General features: G+C 58.7%; 14 protein-coding genes. 13 read left to right on the forward strand and 1 reads right to left on the reverse strand.

All coding sequences use genetic code 11. The annotated features are described in order from the left end of the window. Window positions 1–6: 6 nt before the first annotated feature. A complete protein-coding gene (locus ACZ51H_RS18575) occupies window positions 7–990 on the reverse strand; it encodes a helix-turn-helix transcriptional regulator (RefSeq protein WP_464803774.1) in 984 nt (327 codons plus the stop codon). 104 nt (window positions 991–1094) lie between these two features. Between ACZ51H_RS18575 and ACZ51H_RS18580 the strand changes: the two genes are divergently transcribed. The 13 genes from ACZ51H_RS18580 (at window position 1095) to ACZ51H_RS18640 (ending at window position 24685) form a co-directional block, all read left to right on the forward strand. Continuing rightward, complete coding sequence (locus ACZ51H_RS18580; RefSeq protein ID WP_464803775.1) at window positions 1095–4394, forward strand: TM0106 family RecB-like putative nuclease; 3300 nt, start codon at window positions 1095–1097, stop codon at window positions 4392–4394. Between the two features lie 3 nt (window positions 4395–4397). Then, entirely contained in the window at window positions 4398–5507 is a 1110-nt protein-coding gene (locus tag ACZ51H_RS18585; protein ID WP_464803776.1) for a metallophosphoesterase family protein, read from the forward strand. Beyond that, window positions 5504–8134, forward strand: coding sequence for an AAA family ATPase (locus tag ACZ51H_RS18590; RefSeq protein WP_464803777.1), 2631 nt, complete (start codon window positions 5504–5506; stop codon window positions 8132–8134). The genes ACZ51H_RS18585 and ACZ51H_RS18590 overlap by 4 nt, the downstream gene beginning before the upstream one ends. 142 nt (window positions 8135–8276) lie before the next feature. Further along, window positions 8277–9149 carry a WYL domain-containing protein gene (locus tag ACZ51H_RS18595; RefSeq protein WP_464803778.1) on the forward strand — a complete coding sequence of 291 codons (873 nt, stop codon included), beginning with the start codon at window positions 8277–8279 and terminating at the stop codon, window positions 9147–9149. Continuing rightward, on the forward strand, window positions 9146–9769 hold the full coding sequence (locus tag ACZ51H_RS18600) for a DUF1819 family protein (protein ID WP_464803779.1): 624 nt from the start codon (window positions 9146–9148) through the stop codon (window positions 9767–9769). Before ACZ51H_RS18595 ends, ACZ51H_RS18600 begins: the two co-directional genes overlap by 4 nt. 20 nt (window positions 9770–9789) lie before the next feature. Further along, window positions 9790–10380, forward strand: coding sequence for a DUF1788 domain-containing protein (locus ACZ51H_RS18605; protein ID WP_464803780.1), 591 nt, complete (start codon window positions 9790–9792; stop codon window positions 10378–10380). A gap of 10 nt (window positions 10381–10390) precedes the next feature. Then, window positions 10391–13960 carry a BREX system P-loop protein BrxC gene (brxC, locus tag ACZ51H_RS18610; protein WP_464803781.1) on the forward strand — a complete coding sequence of 1190 codons (3570 nt, stop codon included), beginning with the start codon at window positions 10391–10393 and terminating at the stop codon, window positions 13958–13960. After that, entirely contained in the window at window positions 13960–15132 is a 1173-nt protein-coding gene (locus ACZ51H_RS18615) for an AAA family ATPase (RefSeq protein ID WP_464803716.1), read from the forward strand. Before brxC ends, ACZ51H_RS18615 begins: the two co-directional genes overlap by 1 nt. Further along, window positions 15129–15632 carry a hypothetical protein gene (locus tag ACZ51H_RS18620; protein WP_464803717.1) on the forward strand — a complete coding sequence of 168 codons (504 nt, stop codon included), beginning with the start codon at window positions 15129–15131 and terminating at the stop codon, window positions 15630–15632. Before ACZ51H_RS18615 ends, ACZ51H_RS18620 begins: the two co-directional genes overlap by 4 nt. Continuing rightward, window positions 15632–19162 carry a BREX-1 system adenine-specific DNA-methyltransferase PglX gene (gene pglX / locus ACZ51H_RS18625; RefSeq protein WP_464803718.1) on the forward strand — a complete coding sequence of 1177 codons (3531 nt, stop codon included), beginning with the start codon at window positions 15632–15634 and terminating at the stop codon, window positions 19160–19162. The genes ACZ51H_RS18620 and pglX overlap by 1 nt, the downstream gene beginning before the upstream one ends. 2 nt (window positions 19163–19164) lie before the next feature. Next, the gene (gene pglZ, locus ACZ51H_RS18630; protein WP_464803719.1) at window positions 19165–21666 is read left to right on the forward strand and encodes a BREX-1 system phosphatase PglZ type A; all 2502 of its coding nucleotides are present in this window, start codon (window positions 19165–19167) and stop codon (window positions 21664–21666) included. 9 nt (window positions 21667–21675) lie between these two features. Continuing rightward, window positions 21676–23757 carry a BREX system Lon protease-like protein BrxL gene (gene brxL, locus ACZ51H_RS18635; RefSeq protein ID WP_464803720.1) on the forward strand — a complete coding sequence of 694 codons (2082 nt, stop codon included), beginning with the start codon at window positions 21676–21678 and terminating at the stop codon, window positions 23755–23757. A gap of 91 nt (window positions 23758–23848) precedes the next feature. Continuing rightward, window positions 23849–24685, forward strand: a complete 837-nt coding sequence (locus tag ACZ51H_RS18640) for a hypothetical protein (protein WP_464803721.1) — start codon at window positions 23849–23851, stop codon at window positions 24683–24685. Window positions 24686–24753 lie beyond the last annotated feature (68 nt).

Consider the following 24753-nt stretch of genomic DNA (forward strand, 5'->3'; position numbering starts at 1 on the left):
GGTCGATCAGGGCAGGGCCGGGAAATCGGGACGCGCATGGCCTTCGACCAGCGCTCGCAGTCCTGCCGGTTCGAGCACCTCGACCTTGTCGCCCCATTGATAGAGGTGCCATGCCATTTCCAGCCAGCCTGCGGCCTTGAACCGCACAATCAGACTGCCGTCGTCCCGATATTCGGCTGACTGGTTGGGATGGAATTGGAATTCCGCTGCGCGCGAGGCTGCTTCGGGAAGAAAACGCCAGATGATCTCGCCATATTGGGCGGGGTCCTGATAAGCGCCGAAGGCCTGCGCCGCATGATCGTTCAAGGAAAAGCCGGACTGGATGGGAAAACTTTCATCGAGACATTCAGCGCTGTGGATGCGGTCGAGGCGAAAATGGCGGAGGTTCTCGCCTCGGTCCGCCTGGCGTGCCACGAGATAGCTACGCAATCCTAGCAACAGCCCATGCGGCTCGACCGTCCGGGTTTCTGCGTCAGTCTCGCCATAGACAATACGCATTTTGAACGGTCCGCGCAGGGCCTCGATCAGAACGTCGGTGACCTCGGGTTTCATCGCGACCTTTGGACCCGGCCGCGCCACTTGGCCCAAAGCCGATAGCACCGCCTCCGCATCGGCTTCGGAGCGCAGCGCATCACGCGGGGAGAGGCGCGTGATCAGGCTGTCTCTTAGATCTTCCAGCGCGCGGGCGTGGCGAAGCCGATTCTCATCGCGGGCCGCGCGGGCTGCGATTTCCAGCGCCTCGATGGTGTTTTCCTGGCGTGGTTGCAGCCGGTCGGGCATCGGACTTTCGATGCGCCAGCGCCGGCGGCGATCATCATCTTCCACAACAACGACATTCGCGAAATTATCCTCCAGCGCGCTCGTCATGCGCTGCGCAGTTCGGTGTGAAATGCCGAATTCCTGAGAGATTTCCTCAAGGCTAATGCCCAAACGCCGCGAGGCGGCGAGCTGGGCTAGGCGCAGAAGATCGTTGGCCTTGGCGAAAGTCATTATACGTCCATGTCAGAGATTGACACCCTTGCATGCTAAGGAACAGGGTAGCGCCTGTCGAGGTGATTCCCTCGTGGGTGGCGTTGGGCAATCAAGGGGGCCAAGTGAGGACGATCGGGAACACCATCCTGTTTTCAGCGACGGACCTGATGCGGTTCGTCGGCTGCGCGCATGCGACGGCGCTCGACCTTGCCTATATGCGCGGCGAGCTGATCACTCCCCGGGAAGATACCGAGGATGCCGCGCTGCTTCAGAAACAAGGCGATGCCCATGAGGCCGCCCATTTGGAGAAGCTGAAAGACGCGGGCAACGGGGTAGTCGAGATTGCGCGCGGCGACCTTGCACAGAATGCGGACGAGACGCGAGCGGCCTTGGCACAAGGCTCGCAGATTATCTTCCAAGGAGCTTTTCTCGCCGAGCGCTGGGGTGGCTGGTCCGATTTTCTTGAGCGGGTCGAGCGACCATCATTGCTGGGGCCGTTCAGTTATGAAGTGACCGACACTAAGCTCAAGCGCAAAGCCCATCCCAAGCATGTGCTGCAGCTCGTGCTCTATTCCGACCTTTTGGCAGAGATCCAGGGCGTGATGCCGGAACATGCCCATGTGCAGCTCGGCAATGGGACGCGCGCGACGCTGCGTTTGGCCGACTATGCCCATTATGCGCGCGGTGCGCGGGCTAAGCTTGAGGCCTTTGTTGCTTCCCCTGTTCCAACGCGGCCGACCCCATGCGCGGATTGTTCGCTGTGCCGATGGGCCGACCATTGCGACGCCGTCCTCGCGAGCCAGGACAGCCTGTTCCAGGTCGCCAATATTACACGCGGCCAAGTGAAGAAGTTGGAGGCGTCCGGCATCGAAACCATGGCCGCGCTGGCTCGGCATGACGGCCCGGTGCGCGGCGTTGCGAGTGCGACGGCGGAGAAGCTTGTCGGCCAGGCCAGACTGCAGCACGCGCGCAAAACCGGCGAACCCGCCTTCGAGTTGCGTCCGGCACAGCCAGGCAAAGGCTTTGACCTGCTCCCTCGGCCGCAGGCGGGCGATCTCTTCTACGACATCGAGGGCGACCCCCATTATGAGGGAGGCCTTGAATATCTGCACGGCGTGTGGGCCGATGATAGTTTCCATGCCTTCTGGGCTCATGACCATGCGGCCGAAGCGCAAGCGCTCGAACGGTTGCTTGCGTTTTTTCGCGATCGGCTCACGGCTTATCCGCAGGCCCGCATCTATCATTACGCACCCTATGAGATCACCGCGCTGCGGCGTCTCACCACGCGCTATGGTATCGGCGAGGCCTTTCTCGACCGGCTCATGCGCGAACGCCGCTTTGTCGACCTCTATGCGGTCGTGCGCGGCGCGCTCATTGCTTCCGAACCGAGCTACTCCATTAAGGCGCTGGAGGCCTTTTATGGCTTGAAGCGCGAGGGCGAGGTCAAGACGGCGGGCGGGTCGGTCGTTGCTTATGAAAATTGGCGCGAAACGGGCGATCAACAAATCCTCGACGAAATCGAGGACTATAATCGGGTCGACTGCCAGTCGACCCAGCTTCTGCGCGATTGGCTAGTGGGCATCCGGCCCGATGGTGCCTGGCCCGTGCTTGCACAAGACGCGGCCGAGCAGGAGGTGGTCGAGGACGAGGAAACGACCGCGCTGCGCGATCGCTTGGCCGCATCCTCTCTGACTCCAGAGCGTCAGGAATTGCTGTTCAATCTGGGGCTGTTCCACAAGCGTGAAGCCAAGCCTGCTCAGTGGACGGTTTTCGACAGCGCGGCGCGCGATGAGGAAGAGCTTGTCGATGATCTCGACGCCTTGGCGGGACTCGAGGCGATATCCGGGATCGAACCCATCAAGCGCTCGGTGATGCGCACCTATCGCTTTCCGTCTCAGGAAACCAAATTGCGCGAAGGCGGCAAGGCCACTGTGCCCGGGATTGACGGACCGCCGTCAACCGTTGCGATTGAGGCGCTGGATCGCGATGCGTGCACGATCACCTTGAAGGTCGGCGTGGCAAGGGCCGAACTCCTCACCGATCGGCTGACGCTGCATCCGGATTGGCCGCTCGATACCAAGGTGTTGGCCGCAGCGGTGCGCGACGTCATCGAGGATCAATGCGGGCCGCGGCGCTTGTCTGCCGTCGATGATCTGCTGTCGGGCGCCGCCCCGCGCCTCAACGGCATCGACGGCGATATCCTCGGCGGCGGGGAGCCGGTGGCGGGCGCCATTGCCGCGGCGCACGCCATGGACCAGACGTTGCTCTCGATCCAGGGACCGCCGGGAACGGGCAAGACGCACGTCACGGCCCGGGTGATCCTGGCGCTGGTCAGAGCGGGACATCGGGTCGCCGTCGCCTCGAACAGCCATGAAGCGATCCGCAATGTCCTGCTCGGCTGTCTGCGCGCGCGCGAGGAAGAAGGTGGCACCTTTCCCGTGTCGTTTGCCCACAAGGTTTCCGGAGGCGATGATGGCTATGCCAGCGATTGTCCCGTTCACCGCGCCACGGCCAATGATGACCTGATCCTCGCCCGCGCCAATGTGGTCGGCGGCACGGCCTTCTTCTTCGCGCGCGATGAGAATGTGCAGGGCTTCGATTGGTTGTTTGTCGATGAGGCGGGGCAAGTGGGCCTCGCCAACATGGTCGCCATGGGTCGTGCCGCGCGCAATATCGTGCTGGTCGGCGATCCGCGTCAGTTGCCTCAGGTCATTCAGGGCGCGCATCCTGCGCCCGCCAACCTGTCATGCCTGGAATGGATGCTGGGCGAGCATGCCACGGTGCCTGCCGATCGGGGCATATTCCTTGCTGAGACCCGGCGGATGCATCCGGCGGTTTGCGACTTAATCTCTGACCAGGTCTACGAGGGACGTCTTGCCAGCCATAGCGATACCAAGCGCCAGAGCGTCACCGGAACGGCCTGGCCCACGGCCGGCGCCTTCTGGGTGCCGGTTGCTCATGACGGTAATGCTCAGATTGCCGCTGAGGAAGTTGCGGCGATCGGTGCTGCGGTCGAAGATTTGCTGAAGGGTAGCTGGACCGACAAGAACGGCGCCACGCGCCCTATCGGCCCCGGCGACATCATCGTCGTCGCCCCCTATAATGCACAGGTCAACGCGCTGCGGGCAGGGCTGCGGAGCAGCATCCGCGTCGGCACGGTCGACAAGTTCCAGGGCCAGGAAGCCCCTATATGCCTGGTCTCCATGACGGCTTCCTCGGCCGACGAGACCGCCCGCGGCATGGAGTTTCTCTTCTCGCTCAACCGCATCAATGTCGCGGTTTCACGCGCCAAAGCGCTCGCGCTTGTATTTGGCAGCGACCGCTTGCGCGAGGCCAACTGCAACAGCATCGAGCAGATGCGGCTCGTCAACACGCTCTGTGCGCTTCCGTCGCTTTCTGCGCCTCTCAGTACGGGATCTTGATCCATGCGTTTCCTCCACACCGCTGACTGGCAGCTCGGCAAACCCTTCGGCCGGTTCGAGCCCGAGGTGCGCGCGGCGCTTGGCGAAGCGCGCTTCGACGCCATTGACCGGATCGGTGAGGTCGCTGCCGCCAACCATGTGGAACATGTGATTGTCGCAGGCGACATCTTCGATACCGAGGGTCCCGAAGATAGGGTCATCGTCCAGGCAGTCTCGCGCATGCAGCGCTATCCCTGCCGCTGGTGGCTGCTCCCGGGCAATCACGACTATGCCCGCAACGGCGGACTGTGGGACCGCGTCCGTCACAAAGCCTCGGACAATATCATCCTGCTCACCGAGCCCGTCGCGCAGGAGATGGAAGCAGGGCTCTGGCTGCTACCCGCACCGCTCCTCCACCGCCACCATCTCGACGATCCGACCGAGTTGTTCGATAGCATGGAAACGCCAGGCGCAAAGCTGCGTATCGGCCTTGCTCATGGTTCAATCCGCGATTTTACTGCGCGCGGCGAGACCAAGAACCAGATCGCGCCGGATCGCGCGAAGCGGTCCAGTCTCGACTATCTGGCGCTCGGCGATTGGCATGGCGCGCTCAAGGTCGATCCGCGCACCTGGTATGCCGGAACCCCCGAAACCGACGGTTTTCAGCGCGATGAGCCGGGCCATGCCCTGATGATCGAGCTTGCGCCGGGAGCAGAGCCAAAGGTAGAACCCGTGCGCACAGGCCGCTTCCAATGGCTGCTCAGGGATTGGACCTTGCAGGACACGGCCGCCTTTTCGGCGGAATGCGACGTGCTGCTCTCGGCTATCGATCCTGCGGCAACGCTGCTGCGCCTTTCGCTGGCAGGCATCACGAGCCTTGCCGACCGCGTCGAGATCCTGTCGCGGCTCGAAGATGACCTGCGGCATCGCCTCCGTTTCCTGGATGTCCGGGCGGACGATCTTGTCGGCCGGCCGGGCGAGCAGGACTTGGCGGATCTCAAGGTCGAAGGATTGCTCGGCATAGCGGCTGAGAAACTCACCGAGACAATCGCAGCCGGCGGGACTGAAGCCATATTGGCGCGGCGCGCGATGGAGCGGCTCTTTGTCGAATATCATCGGGGGAGCCAAGCATGAGCCTCCAACTGCGGCGGATCAGCCTCAACAATTTCCGCAAGTTCCGCGAGCCCCTGACGATCGAAGGGCTGGGCGAGGGGCTCAACATCATCATCGAGCCCAACGAGAGTGGGAAATCCACGATCCTTGAGGCCCTGCGTGCGGCTTTCTTCGTCCGCCATGCCACGAAGAATCAGCTCGCCCAAAGTTTTGCGCCTTATGGCGAGGCGGTCGCGCCAGAAATCGAAGTCAGTTTCGATATTGGCACCGACAGCTGGAAAATTGCCAAGCGCTTTCTCAAAGGGCCCCAAGTCGAAGTCACCGGGCCGCAGGGCCGGGCGCAGGGAGAGGAGGCTGAAAATCGGCTGCAAGCGCTTCTAGGGTTCGTCAAGGATAGTAGCCAGCGTGGTGACCCGGCCACCTATGGCGCGCTCGGTTTGCTTTGGGTTCCGCAGGCGCAGGCGCTCGAAGTGACGGCGCCCGGCAGCATCGTGCGCAGCAGCATCCAGGCCACGCTGGAGGCAGAGGTCGGGACGATCGTCGGCGGCGCTGCCTATGAGCGCGTCCGGAAGCGGATCGATGAGCAATATGACATTTACTGGACACCGACTGGAAAAGCGCAGTCGAAGGGGCGCTGGCAAGCGGCGCGGGATCGTGACCAGCAGGCGCGGCAAACGGCTGCGGACGCGACCAAGCGGCTCGATGCGCTCGAAACGAGCTTCGGCGAGCTGGAGACCGCGCGCGGCCGACTGAAAGTTATCGAGCGGGAGCTGGCGGACGAGACCGAGCAAGAACAGCGCGCTGGTCTTGTTCAGTCTCTGGAGATCGCCAGGGCTGCTGCGCAGATCCTGGAGACCCGCAAAGCCGAGCATGGGAATTTCTCTGCAAACCTCGATCGTCTCAACGATCTGCAATCGCAGCATGAAGCGGCGAAGGAAGCGCTGACGGCCGCTGGCGAATCTTTGACCGCAATAACCGCCGATCGCGATCAGCTTGCAGATCAGCTGGAAGCGGGACGCACGAAAGTCGCGGATGCAAAGGCAGCGCTGGACAAGGCGCGCGATGATCGCGCGACAGCCCGCCAGGCTCTTGTGGAGGGGGAGGGACGTCTCGCCGCGCGTCAGCGTCGTGTGGCGATCGCCGATGCACGCCAGCGTCACACCGAACTCCTCGATCTCGAAAAGCAACTGGCCAATGCCCGCAATCAGGCTGCACGGGTCATTCCGGCTGAGGCGTTCGCTCGCCTGGAGGCCAATGACCGTGCTGTCGCGGAAGCCCGGGCAGCCGTCAATGCCGGTGCTACCACTATCGAGCTTACGGGCGACGCTACGGGCATCACCATAGGCGGCGAGCCCCTGACACCAAATAGCCCGCGCACCTTGACCGGTGAGACGCAGATTGCCTTGGGCGGGGGTATCCTCGTCATCCGTCCGCCGGCAACGGCAGCCAGTGCGGAAGCCCGCCTCGCCGAATTGCTCGAGCGACAGGAACTGGAACTAGCCGAATGGGACGTGGCCGACCTCGCTGCGGCGCGGACGCGAAACGATACTGCTCGCGACGCGCAGGGGACCGTCCAACTGCTCGAAACTAAGATCACCGGCCTCACGCCGGCGCAGCCGATGTTGCATCTCGCGGCAGGCCCTGATGCTCTCAAGCTGTTCGTCGCCGGTGTTCCAGCGGAATCGCCTGCGTCCGATGAAGACGAGATCTCGATCGATCAGCTCACCCGCAGTCTGGAAGAGGCGGAAACTGCTGCGGTACGCGCTGAAACCCTGCACGACCAAGCCGTTCAGGACCTGCGAGAAATAGAGGATAAGGACCGCCCGCGTGCCGCCGCGCAGGCGGGCGCGGAGCGCGATCAGACCCATGCCTCGGATCGCATCGCTCAGCTCGAAGGAAAGCCCGATTTTGCAGGGCTTGCCGACGCCATCGCCAAAGCCCGGGAGGATGTTGCCCAGGCTGCTGTCAAACTGGCCGAAGCGAAGCGCGACGCCACCGCACATGATGTGCAGGCCATCAACCGCAAGATCGAAACGATCGATAACCGGGCAAGGGCTGGTCAAACCCGGCGGAGCGACCTCGAAAAGGATATCGCCCGCCTTGAGGCGATCATTGAGAGCGAGGGTGGCAAAGGTCTGGCGAGCCTGGCCGCAGCTGCAGCCGAGGAAGCCGATGCCGCGACACAGGCGCTGGCTCGGCTCGACGAAGAGGCGGCCACGGTCAAAATGCTCAAGGATGTGCTGGACGAGGCGCGTGCTGAGGCATCTCGAACCTTCGTTGGCCCTGTGGCCCAACGCGCTCGCGTTCATGTCGAGCGCCTTTTCCCCGGCGCCGACCTCAGCTTCGATGAAGAACTCGGTCTGGCCTCGGTCACGCGATCCGGCCTGAGCGAAGCCTGCGGAACGCTCTCAAAGGGGACGCAGGAGCAGCTGGCGGTTCTGACCCGCCTCGCTTTTGCCGACATGCTGTTGGAGCAGGGAACACCAGTTTCGCTGATCCTCGACGATCCGCTGGTCTATTCCGACGACGGCCGGCTCGATCTGATGACCGAGATCCTGGAGGAAGCCTCTCAGCGTATGCAGGTGATCCTGCTGACTTGCCGGGACCGAGCATTTCGGCATCTCGATGCCACGCGTGTGCAGATTTGAAAAGCCTCAGCGCTATCAAGGCATTGGTAGCGTCCGATACGCCGGCAACAAGGGTTGCTGCTGACGCCATTCCCAGTTAGACGATTTGAGAGTCAACTTTCTGGGTGGGTCTAGAAATTGATCCGCAGACAGGGGACTAACCGTGGACGAGAAACTGAATTTAAGATGGGGCGTCGAGCGCAAGCTCGAGTTCATCGAATTCAGGCTTTTTTGGGAAGGCTACGTCAATCGCGGGGATATCATCGACACCTTCAACGTGTCGGTCAATCAGGCCTCGACGGACCTGAACCGCTATCTCGGCCTAGCACCGGACAACATGAGTTATGACAAGAGCGCGCGAACCTATGTCCGCACATCAGCATTCAAACCGCTCTTCCTGAAACCCGATGCCAGCCTCTACCTGTCGCAGGTGCGTTCGCTGTCGGATGGCCTCCTCGATAAGCACGAGGCATGGATCGGAAACATCCCGGATTTCGGGAGCATCCCTTTCCCGGTCAGAGGCGTGCTTCCGACGGTTCTTCGCACGCTCGTAATTGCCATCCGTCGTCATGAGGCAGTCGAAGTGTGCTACCACTCGATGTCCTCACCAGAGCCGCAATGGCGCTGGATCATTCCCCACGCCCTCGGGTTCGATGGCTTCCGCTGGCATGCACGCGCGTTTTGCGAGCAAAGCGGGCAGTTCAATGACTTTGTTCTGTCCCGCATCGCGGAAACTAAGCAAAGCCGTCCGACGGACGCGCGGGCTACCAATGACACAGCGTGGCATGAGTTGGTGCATCTGGAAATCGGGGCTCATCCCGCACTCAGTGATGGTCAGCGTCGCGCCATCGAGCTCGATTACGGGATGATCGATGGGCAGGTGACTATCCCGGTCCGGCGTGCCTTGTTGTACTATGCATTGAAGCGATTGGGGCTGGATACGGATCCCACAGCCAGGCGTCCCCAGGATCAACAGATTGTGCTGCTGAACGCAGACAAGGTGGCGCCCCTGAACGGGAATGGCGCCGACTCATGATCCAGAAGGCGAACCCCTCAAAATATCGGATGTCCTTCGGCACCGGCGGCCTATTCCTGAACGAGAGCGTTGCAATTGCACGCCTCTATCAGGAGCTGGGAGACTGGACTGCGGTCAAGAAGGCCGCAGGCGAACAGGGTGTCATCCCGTTCCGTAAGCAATCATCGGTGACCCGCTCGGTCCGGGAGATCGCCAATCGCCTCGAAGTTCTCAAGGCGGATGAGATCGATCTGCTTTGTCATGGTGATTACGCGGATCAGCTTTCGGTCCTCTGGCTGGCACTGTGCCGGGGCTATCGGTTCATCGGTGAGTTCGCGGTCGAACTCCTGTCCGAGCGATTCCTGAGTTTCCGCACGCATATCACCTACGACGACTTCGATGCGTTCTATGCGGCCAAGGCTGAATGGGAGCCAGAGCTCGAAGCCATCAGCACTTCGACCCGTGAAAAACTGCGTCAAATCTTGTTTAGGCTCATGAGAGAGGCGGGGATCCTTAACCAGGAGGATCATATTTGTCGGGCGCTGCTCTCGCCGAGCTTTATGGCGCTCATGGCCCAATCCGACCCGCATGAACTGCGATATTTCCCGGGCGCAGAGCTCGGCAGGCTAAGGGGCGCCTGATGACAAGAGATACAAACACGATGACGCCCCGGGAGCGTCAGGACCATTTGCTGGAAGTCGTTTCAAGCCAGCGTTTTCTCAGGAAGCTGGGCCTGGGGAACGAGGTTCCGTTCTTCATCTGCCCTTTCCCGGCTGGCGACGCTGTGGACATGGAACAGGTGCAGGGCCAGCTGGTCAGACAGCTCGCCAATCGCGGCGTCGCGGTGCTGAATATCAATCTCTATGATCTGGCGATCGAAATGCTGCGCGAGCGCGGGATCTGGGATGAGCTGATCGCTGCTGAACCGGGTGTCACAAAAGACGAGCTACAGGAGCTCTTGCAGAACGTCCTTGATCCCGAGACGCACCTCATCCCCGAAATCGGCAAGAGGCTGGCAAGCCAATCGTTTGACGTTCTGTTCCTTTCCGGCGTCGGCGAGGTCTTTCCCTATATCCGTTCGCATAACGTTCTGAACAACCTGCAGAGCACGGCCAAGGAAAAGCCAACGCTGATGTTTTTTCCTGGCAACTACACGCACGCCTTGGCCAGCGGGGCCTCGCTGGATCTTTTCGGAATTCTGCACGACGACAAATATTATCGTGCATTCAACATCTTCAATTACGAGGTCTGAGGGGGCCGATATGACCATTTTGCGCGACATATTCGAAAAGCCCGTCGACCGTCCGATCGAAGGCGTCATCAAGGCAGATGACGACGCGAGCCTGCGGATTGAGCTCGAAGAGTATGTTCTTACCAACGAGATCGAGAAGCAGATCGAGAAGTTTCTCGACGCCTACAAGAACTACACGACTGCCAATGGCGTCTGGATCTCCGGATTTTTCGGCTCGGGTAAGTCGCACCTTCTCAAAATGCTGGCGATGGTGCTCGAGAACCGCAAGGTCGACGGAGCCACGGCCTATGACCTGTTCAAGGACAAGTGCGCGGATAACGAAATCCTCTCAGCTGACCTCAAGCGTGCCGTCGCGATCCCGTCGAGGAGCATCCTGTTCAACATCGACCAGAAGGCCGATGTCATTTCCAAGGACCAGATCGATGCGCTGTTGTCGGTCTTCCAGAAGGTCTTTGATGAGGCCTGCGGCTACTACGGCAAGCAAGCCCACATTGCTCAGTTCGAGCGCGATCTCGATAGCCGCAACGTCTACAGCGCCTTCAGGGAGGCCTATCAGGCGATTGCGGGCAAGCCTTGGGAGCGCGGGCGGGAGCAGGCCCTGCTTGAGGGTACAAACATCGCCAATGCATATGCGCAGGCAACCGGTGCCGACGCTTCGGAGGTCGCCGGAATTCTCAACAAGTACCGCTCAGATTACAAGGTTTCGATCGAGGATTTCGCTGATAAGGTGAAGGCTTACATCGACGCTCAAGGCAAGGATTTCCGCCTCAACTTCTTCATCGATGAGGTCGGCCAATACATCGCCGACAACGTCAAGCTGATGACCAACCTTCAGACGATCGCCGAGAGTCTGAACACAAAGTGTCGTGGACGGGCCTGGATCATCGTTACCGCGCAGCAGGACATGAATGCCGTCATCGGCGACATGAACGAGCGCCAGGAAAACGACTTTTCCAAGATTCAGGCGCGTTTTGCCAACCGGATGCCGCTCAACAGCGCGGACGTGGCCGAAGTGATCCAGAAGCGCCTGCTGAAAAAGACGGAGCTGGGGGTTGAGAGCCTCTCGGATCTGTACCGCCGCGAGAGCAACAACATGCGCACGTTGTTCGATTTTGCGGATGGGTCGATCCTTCTGAAGAATTTCGAGGACCGCGACCACTTCATCCATAGCTACCCATTCATCCCGTATCAGTACCCACTGTTCCAGATGGCCATCCAGGGGCTGTCTCAGCACAACGCGTTTGAAGGCCGGCACAGTTCGGTCGGCGAGCGTTCGATGCTGGGCGTGTTCCAGGAGGTCGCCATTCATCTGGCTGAACTGGAGCTTGGCCAGATTGCGACCTTCGATCTCATGTTTGAGGGGATCCGAACGGCACTCAAATCCAGCGTTCAGCAATCCATCCAGATTGCCGAACGAAACCTTGGGGACGATTTCGCCACGCGCATTCTGAAGGCCCTGTTTCTCGTCAAATATGTGAAGCCCTTTAAGCCGACGGCCCGCAATATCGCGATCCTCATGCGCGAGAAGTTTGACGAGGATGAGACCGCGCTCAAGCGCCGGGTCGAGGCGGCTCTGAGCCTGCTCGAGCAAAACACCTACATCCAGCGCAATGGCGACCTGTTCGAATTCCTGACCGACGAGGAAAAGGATGTCGAACAGGAGATCAAAAACGTCGATATCGATGCCACCGAAGTCGCTCGGGAATTGGAAGCGCTGATCTTTGATGGAGTCATCAAGGACCGTAAAATCCGCCATGACGGGGCGGCCCATGACTACTCTTTTGCCCGCAAGCTCGACGACCGCCTTCAAGGACGGGATTACGAGCTTTCGATCAATGTGGTCACGCCTTTCCACGAGCATAGCGGCAACGCCGAGGCGCTGCGTATGGGCAGCATGTCAAACGACGAACTGGTGATCCTGCTCAGGGCAGATGACCGTTTCGCCCGAGACCTGGTGATGTACAAGCAGACCGAGAAATATGTCCGCCAGACCCGGGCGACCGCTCCCCAAGCCTCGATTGAACGGATCATCAGCGAGAAGGGTCAACAGAACGCGAACCGCTACAGAGATCTTTCAACTCGGGCGAGAACGCTGGTTGCGGAAGCACAGCTGTTCGTCCGCGGTGAGGAACTGGATTTGCGCGGCGAGGATCCACAGGCGCGAGTCCGGCGCGCATTCCAGATGCTGGTCGACAAGGTCTACACCAATCTGCCGATGCTGCGCGGTGCGACCTATGCCGAAACCGATATCGGCCGCTTCCTGAGGCAGACCAATGACGGCGCACTGATCTCGGGTGCCAGCAACCTGACCGAAGCCGAGCAGGAAATCCTGAACTTTGCGCAAGGCAACGTTCGCACCGGTGTTCGCACATCGGTCAAAGCGATCGTCGAGAAGTTCGAGGTCAAGCCCTATGGCTGGCCCAATGCCGCAATCCTGTGCACTGTCGCCAGCCTCTTTGCCCATGGCAAGCTGGAAGCCCGCTCGGATGGGGCTCCGCTGGAGGGGGATGCGCTGGAAAAGGCGCTGAAGAACGCACATGCGCTGGCGAACATAGTTCTCGATTTGCAGGTGGAGTTCACCGCTAACCAGGTGCGAACCCTGCGGGAATTCCATGCCGAAATGTTCGACAGCCAGCCTGTCGCTTCAGAGGCAAAGGCCATGGGCAAGGAAACGGGAGAGGCTACCACGAAGCTGGTGGCTGAACTGGTTGCGCTTGAGGAAAAGCTCAAGGACTACCCGTTCCTCGCGGCGATCACGCCGGTCATCGCGAAACTGCGCGAGGTGGAGGGCAAGGCCTATGGCTGGTACTTTACCGACCTCCCTCGGCATGCAGACGCATTGCTCGATGCGAAGGAGCAGGTAATTGACCCGATCCGACGCTTTATGGGCGGGGCCCAGCGCAAGATCTATGATGAGGCCCGCAACTTCCTTGCCGAGCAGGTAACGAACCTGTCCTACACCGGCAGCACTCAGGCCGAAGCCATCCGGGCAGTTCTGGCCGATCCGCTCTGCTACAAGGGCAATGCGATCCAGCAGGTAAAGGCTGAGCTCGACAAGCTGCGTGCCAATGTCGATGCCCTGCTGGTGCAGGAGCGGGACAGCGCTCTGAAGGGTCTGGCCGAGCTCAAGGCCAAGATCGAGGCCGTACCAGAATTCGCGCAGCTGGATACCGCAGCCAAGGCTGGGATCCTCACCGAGTGCGAGGCCGCTGAGACCAGCGTCCGCAATGCCAAACTGGTGGCTATGATCCGCGAGCGTACCGCCAATTTCCGCTCGGAAACCTATCCAGCATTGCTTGGGAAGGTCGCCCGGCTGGCAACGCCGCCGGCGCCACCCGCACCTCCTGCCACCGAGCCGCCCCTGTCGGGAGAAAGCAAGGTGCGTGAGGCACCAGCCGGAGGGATGACGCCGCAGCCAGCTCCGGCTCCCTCGCCCGTGGAATATGTCTCGACCGCGAATCTCAAGGTCAGCTTCGCCAGCCCGTATCTCGCCAGCGAGGCGGACGTTGAAACGTACCTTCAGTCCTACCGCGAAACCCTGCTCGCCGAGATTCGCAGCGGCAAGAGGATCACGGTCTGATGATTGCAGGCATTCAAATCGAGAATTTCACGGCATTCGGGAACCTCGACATCCCGCTCTCGCCGCGCATCAACGTGATCATCGGTTCGAACGGAACCGGGAAAACGCATCTGCTGAAGGCAATCTACGCGTTGGCGATCGCAAGCCAGCCGGCATCGGCGGTGGAGGGCTCAGAGAAGGACATCGACACGCAGCTGACGAACAAGCTTCTGCGGGTGTTTTCTCCGGGCGAGAGCAAGATTGGTGCACTGCGGGCTAGGGGAGCGTCGGGAGGAGCCAGGCTGTGCCTGAAGGGAAGCGATGACACCCAGGTCACCATTTCATTCAACAGTAGGTCCAAGGGCGTCCAAGTAGAGAGGGACGCTCGCACCGAAGCGCAGTCCCGCCCCGTGTTCATCCCGACGAAGGAAGTCCTGTCTCTCGTCCGCGCGATGCAGAACGAAAGCCATGACCGGGCGACCGTCGAGATGATTTTCGACGATACCTACCTCGATCTCGCCGAACTCTTGGCTAATCCCGGATTCGAGGATGAGGCCGCCAGCCTGGCAGAAGACCCGAGGCTCTCGAACATCGTCCGCGAATTGGTCGCCCTCGTCGGGGGACGATACCGCTGGACGAATGAAGGCGGGTTTCAGTTTGAACCCGGGGGTTACGAGGAAAGGGCTGATCCGGAGCGGTCGCGCGCCAAAACTGCGCAAATGTACCAGGACTCCACGGTTCTCCGGTTCGTCCCTAGAGGTAGGGAACCATTTTCCAGCGGTATGACAGCCGAAGGCTACCGGAAAATTGGCGTCCTGCACCGCCTGCTCTGCAATGGATCGATCAACCCGGGAAGCACCGGCGTCCTTTTGTGGGATGAGCCCGAGGCAAACCTGAATCCCGCACTCATGAAAGAGGTGGTTCAGGTCCTCCTCCAGCTCTCGCGGAACGGCCAGCAGATCATTCTGGCTACGCACGATTATGTCCTGCTCAAATGGTTCGATTTGCTCTCAGATCAGGGCAAGGACGATCACATCCGCTATCATGTCATAGCTGAAGAAGCAGGCGATAGAACGATATCAGTGCAATCCATCGATGAATATTCCCGCATAGCCGAGACTGGAATATCTCAAACGTTCAGTGACTTGTATGATGCGGAAGTCGATCGTTCGCTTGAAGGTGTCAAACTATGACGACCGTTCAGGAGATCGATCTGGAATTGACTTTCACGGGGGCCAAGTCTGTCCTGCATTTTGACGACGATGCCTATCACGGCCCAAGTACCGCACAGAGGGTCGATTTCATCGCGGAGTATCAAGGTCGTGATATCTTCGTTGAAATAAAGGACCCGGATAACCCAGTGGCTGAGAAACCTGAAGCTTTTGAGCAGAAGCTGAGATCCGGGAAGCTCGTTCAAAGCCTCTCAGGAAAGTTTCGGGATACGCTGTTCTTTCGAACAATCCAGGGAAAAGGCGATCGAGAAATTATCTACATCGCTCTCATTTCGATGGAAAAACTGGATAACGCATTGCTTTTGGCGAAGCAGGACGAATTGAAAAAATCAATTCCTCTGTCCCATGCTGATTGGGAGAGGGACTGCGCGACCAGCTGCATCGTGCTGAATGTTGCACAGTGGAAAAAGCAATTCGGAGATCATTCTCTCCGGCGCATAAGTGAAGGGGCAGCTGCCTGATGGATACCTCGAAACTCAAGAAGTTCGCGCAGTTTGCCCGCCGCGCCCTGATCACCCAGGTCAGTGCCAAGCTTGAATCCGTGATTGCCGAAAACTCGGCAGCCCGGCGCGAGCATCCCGATGCGATGAGGAAGCTTGAAGCGGCGATCGCCAGGGACGGAAAGGATCAGGTGGTTGAGCGGGTTGCCTACACCTGGTTCAATCGCTTCTCGGCTCTGCGTTTCATGGACGTGAATGAGCTGAGCCCGGTCCGCGTTGTCTCGCCTGTCGCAGGCCAGTTTCAGCCAGAGATCCTGGCCGAGGCCAAAGCTGGGCATATGGACGAGGGCCGCGTGCCCGACAGGATCCGCGACAAGGTCCGCAGCCTGCTGGATGGCCGCACGCCCAGTGCGGATGCCCAGACCGAGGCCTATCGCCTGCTCATCGTCGCCATCTGCAATGACCTGCATAAGGCGATGCCGTTCCTTTTTGAACGGATCGACGACTACACGGAGCTGCTTCTTCCGGACGACCTTCTGTCGAACGCCTCGATCCTCGCTTATGTGCGTGAGGCAATGACGCCCGACGTCTGCGAGGATGTCGAGGTTATCGGCTGGCTCTACCAGTTCTACATCTCGGAGAAGAAGGACGAGGTCTTCGCCGGGCTGAAGAAGAACAAGAAGATCACAGCGGAGAACATTCCGGCGGCGACCCAGCTTTTCACCCCGCACTGGATCGTGCGCTATCTGGTGGAAAACTCGCTGGGGCGGCTGTGGTTGCTGAACCGGCCGAACTCGAAGCTGGCGGCGAAGATGAATTATTACATCGCGCCGGAAGAGCCCGAGACGGATTTTCTGCGCATTTCCCGGCCTGAGGATATCCGCATCTGCGATCCGGCCTGCGGATCGGGCCATATGCTGACCTATGCCTTTGATCTGATTTACGCGATCTATGAGGAAGAAGGGTATGAGGAGACCGAGATCCCCGGGCTGATCCTGACTCATAACCTGTACGGGATCGAGATTGACGACCGCGCGGGCGCGCTGGCGGCGTTTTCGCTGGCGATGAAGGCGGCAACGAAGCTCGGAAGGCGTAAGTTCCTACGGCAAGCCGTTCAGCCCAACATCTGCGTGCTGCAGGATGTGCGTTTCACGCCATCCGAGATGCAGGACGTTGCCGCCGTGGTGGGCAGCGATCTGTTCACCGCCGATTTTCGCGAGACGATGGGGCAGTTCGAGCAGGCTAAGAACTTCGGCTCGCTGATTGTGCCGAAAATGCGTGATCCTGCAGAAGTTGCCCGCGCTGTGCGGCTGAAGGATTTCGGTGGCGACCTTCTGCTGCGCGAGGTGCAGGATCGGGTTCTCAAGGTGCTGGAGATGGCAGAGGCGCTATCGCCCAAGTACCAAGTGGCTGTAGCCAACCCTCCCTATATGGGCGGCAAGGGAATGAACGCGGAGCTTTCTGAATTCGCCAAGACACACTTTCCAGACAGCAAATCCGACCTTTTTGCGATGTTCATGGAGCGGATAGCCGCATTGGCTGTCCGTCAAGGGCTAGTGGCAATGGTCAACATGCAAGCTTGGATGTTTCTATCTTCGTTTGAGAAACTTCGGGCCAAGCTTCTTTCAAATTCGACATTGCTTTCAATGGCGCATTTGGGAGAGCGTGGATTTGACACTATTGGCGGTGCAGTGGTTTCGACAACTGCGTTCGTATTCCAGAACTGGCCTGACCCGTCACATAGAGGCGACTATGTGCGCTTAGTGGACGGAGGCTCCGAGGCCGAAAAGGCATCCCAAATGAGGGCCGCGATACGGAATCGCAACTGTGGACGACTTTTTCAAGCTAGTGCCAACGATTTCAAACTGATCCCTGGAGATCCAATAGCTTATTGGGCATCCTCTGCAGTTAAGTCTGCGTTCGCCTCGGGTAAGCCGTTGAAGCAGCGCGGCGACACCCGACAAGGGATGGCAACCAGTGACAACAATCGGTTTTTGAGAAACTGGTGGGAAGTCGCATTTCCGCGCCTTTATCTCGGAGCTGCTTCACGAACTGAGGCCAAAAACTCGCAAGCCAAATGGTTCCCGTATAACAAAGGCGGTGGCTTCCGGAAGTGGTATGGCAACGTCGAGCATGTCATCAATTGGGAGAACGATGGTGAAGAGGTCATTGGATATGCGGCCTCCTTGTACGGCAGCGCTACTCGGACCATCAAAAGCTTATCAGAGTATTTCAAGCCGAGTGTGAGTTGGTCAAAAATATCCAGCGGCAATCTTGCGCTAAGATACTATCCAAGGGGATTCATTTTTGACGTTGCGGGGTGCTGCATATTCACTGATGACGATAAATATCGTCTGAGGCTCACCGGTTTTATGAACTCTCACACTGCAAGGCAGCTTTTGACTGCGATATCTCCAACCCTCAATTTCGAAGTTGGTCATATTGCGGTCCTTCCAGTTCTCAACGAGCTATCCGGCATTCCATCTGCGCCAATTCAAAAGCTAATTGATGCAACAAAGTCCGACTGGGACTCGGAGGAAACCTCTTGGGACTTCGGCTCGCTACCGCTGCTATCGTTGGAACAGCGGGCCGGAACCTTAGAGGCTACATACCGCAACCTCCGTACCGATTGGCGCAACACGACGGAAGAAATTCAGAGGCTTGAGGAAGAGAACAACCGCATCTTCATAAACACCTATAGCCTACAGGACGAACTGACTCCCGAGGTGCCGATCGAGGAGATCACGCTTAACTGCAACCCCGCCTATTCGCTCAAGGGCGACAAGACGGACGAGCAACGTGAGGCAGATCTTCTTTCGCGCACCATGGAAGAATTCCTGCACTATGCCGTGGGCTGCATGTTCGGTCGCTACAGCCTTGACGCGCCCGGCCTGATCCTGGCCAATCAGGGCGAAGGGCTGGCCGATTATCTCGCTCGGGTGCCGGAGCCCACAATCGAACCGGATGCCGACAATGTCATTCCGGTGCTGGACGGTGACTGGTTTGCCGACGACATCTCAGAGCGCTTCCGCAAGTTCCTACGCGTGACCTTCGGCGAGGCGAAGTTTCAGGCAAACCTGGCCTTCATTGAAAGCGCGCTGGGCAAGGACATCCGCAAGTGGTTCACGAAGGACTTCTTCGACTACCATGTCCGGCGTTTCAAAAAACGCCCGATCTACTGGATGTTCGCCAGCCCCAAGGGCAGCTTCCAGGCGCTGATCTACATGCACCGCTACCGGCCGGACACGGTCAGCGTGGTGCTGAACGACTATCTGCGTGAGTACCGCAACAAGCTGGAAGCACACCGCAAGGCCCAGGAGGCGCAGAGCATCAACCCCGAAGCCACGCCCGCCCAGCGGACCAAGGCGCTCAAGGAGGTCAACGAGGCGACCAAGGTGATCGAGGAGCTCGATGGCTATGAGCGCGACGTGCTCTATCCGCTGGCCACGCAGAAGAAAGAGATCGATCTCGATGATGGGGTGAAGTTCAACTACCCGCAGTTTGGCGCGGCGCTCAAGCCGATCAAGGGCTTGTCGGATGCGGATGACTGACCATGAATGATCGCATCGCCAAAGGCTTGGAAGCGGCCTTCGACCGTCACCGTATCGTGTTCTGGACCGATACGGCCCGGGAGCTGCGCGAGACGTTCGAGACGTTGGAGCTGCCCGGGATCGAGAAGATCCAGCTCGCCAACAACGAGTTCGCGGTGAAGCACCGCATCTTGCGCGAGGCGCCGCAAGGGCGCTTTCTGATCTACCGTGAAGGGCCAGAACCGGCGTTGATCGGCAATTGGCTGCTCGATGTGCAGCTGGCCCACGGCACGTTCAAGGCGGACCAGGCGGCCCTGTGGTTGTCTGAACTGGGTCTTGGGCTGGGGCTAGAGGATGTGGTGCGCGCCCATGCGGAGTTCTTCCGCTCCGCCCGCAGGCTTGAACAGCTAAAGCGGCTGGCACGCAATGACGACACGGCAAGCGCCTTGCGCCTGAAGATGCTGAGCGTCTGCGCCGGTGGCGAAGGCGGGTTCGATTCCGTTGTCGAGCGGCTGCTGGCCGACCTTGCAGCGGACACCGACGAAGCCATTCGCTTGATCGAGCGGGCCGGGCTTGGCGCCTTCCTGTGGGACCAGATGGGCCGGCATTATGGCTATAGGGCCGTGCAGCCCAGCGTTGAGGATTTCGCGGTTTCTCTGTTCAAGGCCTGCTATGCCATGGGGCTTGGAGAAGCCGGAGAGCTCTCGCCCGAGGCGCTGGTCTTCTTCCGCCGCTGGAAGAACAACCGTCACGCAGCCCAGGCTTTCGAGGCGCTGTCTTCAACCTATGCCAATGTGCTGGGCGTGCGGACGGATCTGGAAACCCGCGATTTCCGTGATCTCATCGAGCTCGATTATTTCGAAGACATCGATCGGGCGATCATCGTTGCCCTCGTGCGCGGCGTCGCGGCGCGAACTCTCGCCGCGGGAGACGTAGCAAGCTGTATCCGCCAGCGCCGCCAGAGCTATTGGTACGACCGTTTCCGCGATCTCTATGAGGCGATTGGCTTCGCGGCTGAATTCCACGCGGCGATGGCGCAGGTGAACCTTGGCATGACCAGCCTCGCTGAAGGCGTCAGCCGCTATGCCGGAAACTGGTTCCGCATCGACCAGCTCTACCGCAAGTTCATCTACCACATGCAGAAATCGGGTCAGGCCAGCTTGATGGCCGAGCTCTATGAGCAGGTAGAGAACCATTATGTGAACAGCTACCTGCTTCGCCTCAACGACAGCTGGCAGGTACATGTCGATGCAGCACCGACGTGGGATGCCGCGCCTGTGCCGGCCCAGCGGACTTTTTATGCCACCCAGGTCGCTCCTTATCGCCAGAAGGACCAGAAGATCTGCGTCATCATATCGGACGCCATGCGGTATGAGGTGGCGGAGGAGCTGTTGGCTCGTGTCCGTGGACTCGATCGTTATGACGCAGAGATCGAGCCGATGCTGGGATCACTGCCAACCTATACCCAACTCGGCATGGCCTCGCTGCTTCCCAACCGCGACATGCGTATCGCTGACAACGATACCAGCGCGGTGATCGTGGATGGGCAGAGCTCCCAGGGCACCGAAAACCGTAGGAAGATCCTCGCCCAAGGACGCGAGGGCGACCGGACGACCGCATTGCTGGCCGACGACCTCCTTAAAATGCAGCGAGATGACTACCGGGCGCTGTTTCGCGATCACGACGTGATTTACGTGTACCACAACCTGATCGATGCGACCGGTGACAAACCAGCGACGGAGGATCGTGTATTCGAGGCTGCTGAAAGAACGCTCGACGAGTTGGTCCAGCTCATCAAAAAGCTGGCCGCAGCCAACGCTAACAATCTGCTGATCACCGCAGATCATGGCTTCATCTATCAGCACCGCCCCATCGACGAGAGTGACTTTTCGGGTTCGGAAGTGGCGGGCGAGACCATCCTGTTCCGAAACCGCCGCTTTGTGCTTGGCCATGGCCTGAAACCCCAACAGGGGCTCAAACTCTACAAGCCGGAAGAGGCAGGGCTGCAGGGCGATGTTGAAATCCTGATCCCGAAGTCGATCAACCGCCTGCGACTCAAGGGCTCGGGGAGCCGCTTTGTCCATGGTGGTGGAACTCTTCAGGAAGCCGTGGTTCCCGTTGTCCGGATCAACAAGAAGCGGCAGAGCGATACGTCCACTGTTGATGTCGAGATCATAGGCAGCACAAATCAGGTCATCACGGCCAGCCAGATCTCGGTCAGGTTCTACCAGTCCGTTCCGGCCACGGAGAAGACCCAGGGACGCCGCCTGCGAGCCGGGATATTCTCCCAATCGGGTGACCTGATTTCAGACCGCCACGAACTCGTTTTTGATTTCCGGTCTGAAAATCCGCGGGAGCGCGAGCACCCGGTGCGCTTCCTGCTCTCACGCAAGGCCGACGACTACAATGGCCAAGAAGTTGTCTTGCGGCTGGAAGAACAGCATGGGGGCACCTCGCATTACAGCGAATATCGAAGTGCGCGCTACATCCTGCGTCGCAGCTTCACCAACGACTTTGATTTCTGAGGGCACGGCATGACCGCACTTGATGACAAGATCAATGAACGCTTCCCCGGCCTTGTGGTCCGCAAGGACTTGGTGAAGGCGGTCAAAGGCAACGCGATCGTTCCGACCTACGTGTTGGAATATCTGCTCGGCCAATATTGTGCGACCAACGATGAGGCGTCGATCCAATCAGGCATCGAGACGGTTCGGGAGATCCTGCGGAAGCACTATGTCCATCGCAATGAGGCCGGACTCATCAAGTCCAATATCCGCGAAAAGGGTCGCTGGAAGATCATTGATCGGATCAGTGTCGCCCTCAATGAAAAGAGCGATACCTACGAGGCAAGCTTCGCAAATCTTGGGATATCAAAGGTCCTGATCGATTCCGGAACCGTAAAGACCCATCCCAAGCTTCTGGTTGGAGGGGTCTGGTGCATCGCCGACATCGAATACGACTATACCGAAGACAAGAATGTGCCCCCCTGGATCTTAGGCACAATGAAGCCCATCCAGCTGTCGCATTTTGACTACGCAGCATATTTGGAAGCCCGCAACGGCTTCACAACCGACGAATGGATTGACCTTCTCTTCCAGACCGTCGGCTTCGACCCTGAGATGTTCGGTCGTCGGTCCAAGCTAATCCAGTTGATGCGTCTGATCCCTTTCGTTGAACGCAATTACAATCTGATCGAGCTGGGACCCAAGGGCACCGGCAAATCGCACATTTACTCAGAATTCTCACCGCACGGGATCCTGATCTCAGGGGGCGAGGTTACGGTGCCGAAGCTGTTCGTTAGCAACAGTTCCGGCAAGCTGGGCCTTGTCGGCTACTGGGATGTGGTAGCTCTCGACGAGTTCGCGGGCAAGCAGAAGAAGGTCGACAAAGCACTGGTCGACATCCTCAAGAACTACATGGCCAACAAGACATTCTCTCGCGGCGTCGAACCGCTGGGTGCGGAGGCCTCTATGGTCTTCGTCGGGAACACCAAACACACGGTTCCCTACATGCTCAAGAACACCGACCTGTTCGACGAGCTGCCCGACAAGTACTACGATTCTGCCTTCATTGACCGACTGCACACCTACATCCCTGGCTGGGAGGTCGGTGTAATCCGCGGCGAGATGTTCTCCAACGGATACGGCTTTGTCGTCGATTACCTTGCCGAGATCCTTCGCCATCTGCGCAACGACGACTATTCAGACCGCTACCGGTCGAGCTTTGAGTTGTCGTCGGATATTTCGACCCGCGATCGGGATGGCGTTCACAAGACCTTTTCTGGCTTGATGAAGATCCTCTTCCCATCTGGTGAAGCGACGCCGGATGAAATGGAGGAGATCCTCAAGCTCGCCTTGGAAGGCCGCAAGCGGGTCAAAGATCAGCTCATGCGGCTCGACGCCACCTACCCGGATGTGGATTTCTCATTTTCGCGCAAGAATGGCGAAAAGGTGAAAGTGGCAACGCTCGAGGAAAACGAGTTTCCGAGCTTTTACTACCGGCGCGCTGAAGGGCCTGGCCTCCCAACAACCGAGCCTACAGGCGATGACGCGTCTGAATCCGCACCAGCGCCCCAACTGGACGCAGGCGCAACAGCAGTTACCTCGGTTTCAGAGGGCCCGAAGACTGGCCATTTCACATACAACGAAAACCAGAGGGGCGTGACTTTCGACAATCTGTTCGGCCCCTATCTTGTCGGGGCTCAGAAAATCACCATCACCGACCCGTACATCCGGGCCTTTCATCAGGTTCGCAATGTCATGGAGCTTGTCGAAACGATCGCCAAGACAAAATCCCCTGCGGACGAAATCGAGGTTCATCTGATCACCTGTCTTGACAGCATTCGTCCGGAAAAACAGGCAGAGAACCTTGGGGCAATAGCGCAGTCTTGCGAAGGTATCGGGATCAGTTTCACATGGGAGTTTGACCAAACCAACACCATCCATGCCCGCCACATAGTGACCGATACCGGATGGAAAATCGCTCTCGATAGGGGGTTGGATATTTTTCAGCAGTATGAGCTCAACGACGCCTTCAGCTTTGCTAACAGGCTTCAGCAGTTTAGATCAGTGAAGGCCTTCGAGGTTATCTATCTGAGCACCTCAAAGGCTGATTGATTTGCGCCCGCGCTTAATATTCCGCCTTGAGTGGCCTATTCAGCGGCAACGATAGTGAGTTCGTAATATGCTTAGGGCGAAACTAAAGCACGTGATAGACACCGGCATAGCCCACGGTATCGAGCAGCTATTGGGCGTCATACAGTCCGACAGTTCTGACAAAATCCACCGACATGAAACTGTGCGGGCGATCTTCCAACATTGTGAGCGAATCAATTTGGCTTGGCCGGTTCTGATCGAAGCGCAAGACATAATCGACCGTCGCGGGGCGATATTGGCCGGACCACTTTTTACCTCTGTCGATTTTCCTTGGCCCGCGGAAGATGGTCGCTGGCTAGAACCCGTTTTGCAAATACATCTTCCGCAACTCGGGCTTCTCAAGGGAGTGAACCTGGGTACGGAGTGGCTTCAGATCTGGGCTTGGGATCGTGGCGCAATCGTGCGCCTGGTACCGTCAGTAGCGGTCGCTGGAGCAGACATCACACCCGTACCGTCCCAACAGCCTAAGGATTACCATAGGCGATTGTTAGACATTGATCCTGCGAGAGAAACTCCCTTTTGGCTACCAGGTCACGCCATTTCGGGTTTTGACCAACCTTTTCTAGATTATGGAGCAGGCGATCTCAGCTACTATGTCGAGGAGCTACTAGGCAACAGATCGCTCGATCTACCATCATCTGTGCTTTATGCGGCCCAAAAACTACTTGCATTGATCGATGCAGACGAGCGGAGATGCACTTTCCAGATTCGTGCATTCGGTATGATGAACGACTCCAGCCCTTACCCATTCTCAGCGCCACCGGTGCTTTTCGTACTTGAAGATGGCACACCTCCTTTGCGAGAAAGCGCCAATGGTGATGACGCCATTTACGTAAGTTACGAAATATCTCCAAGCGATAGCGTCAGCTTTGGCATTCTTAGAGTGTGAAAACGCATCAAATTAAGTCATGGGTGACATTTAACATAAGATATATTATCAGTTTTTATCGAATGATA

The sequence above is a fragment of the Sphingobium sp. TomMM15 genome (assembly GCF_055397045.1).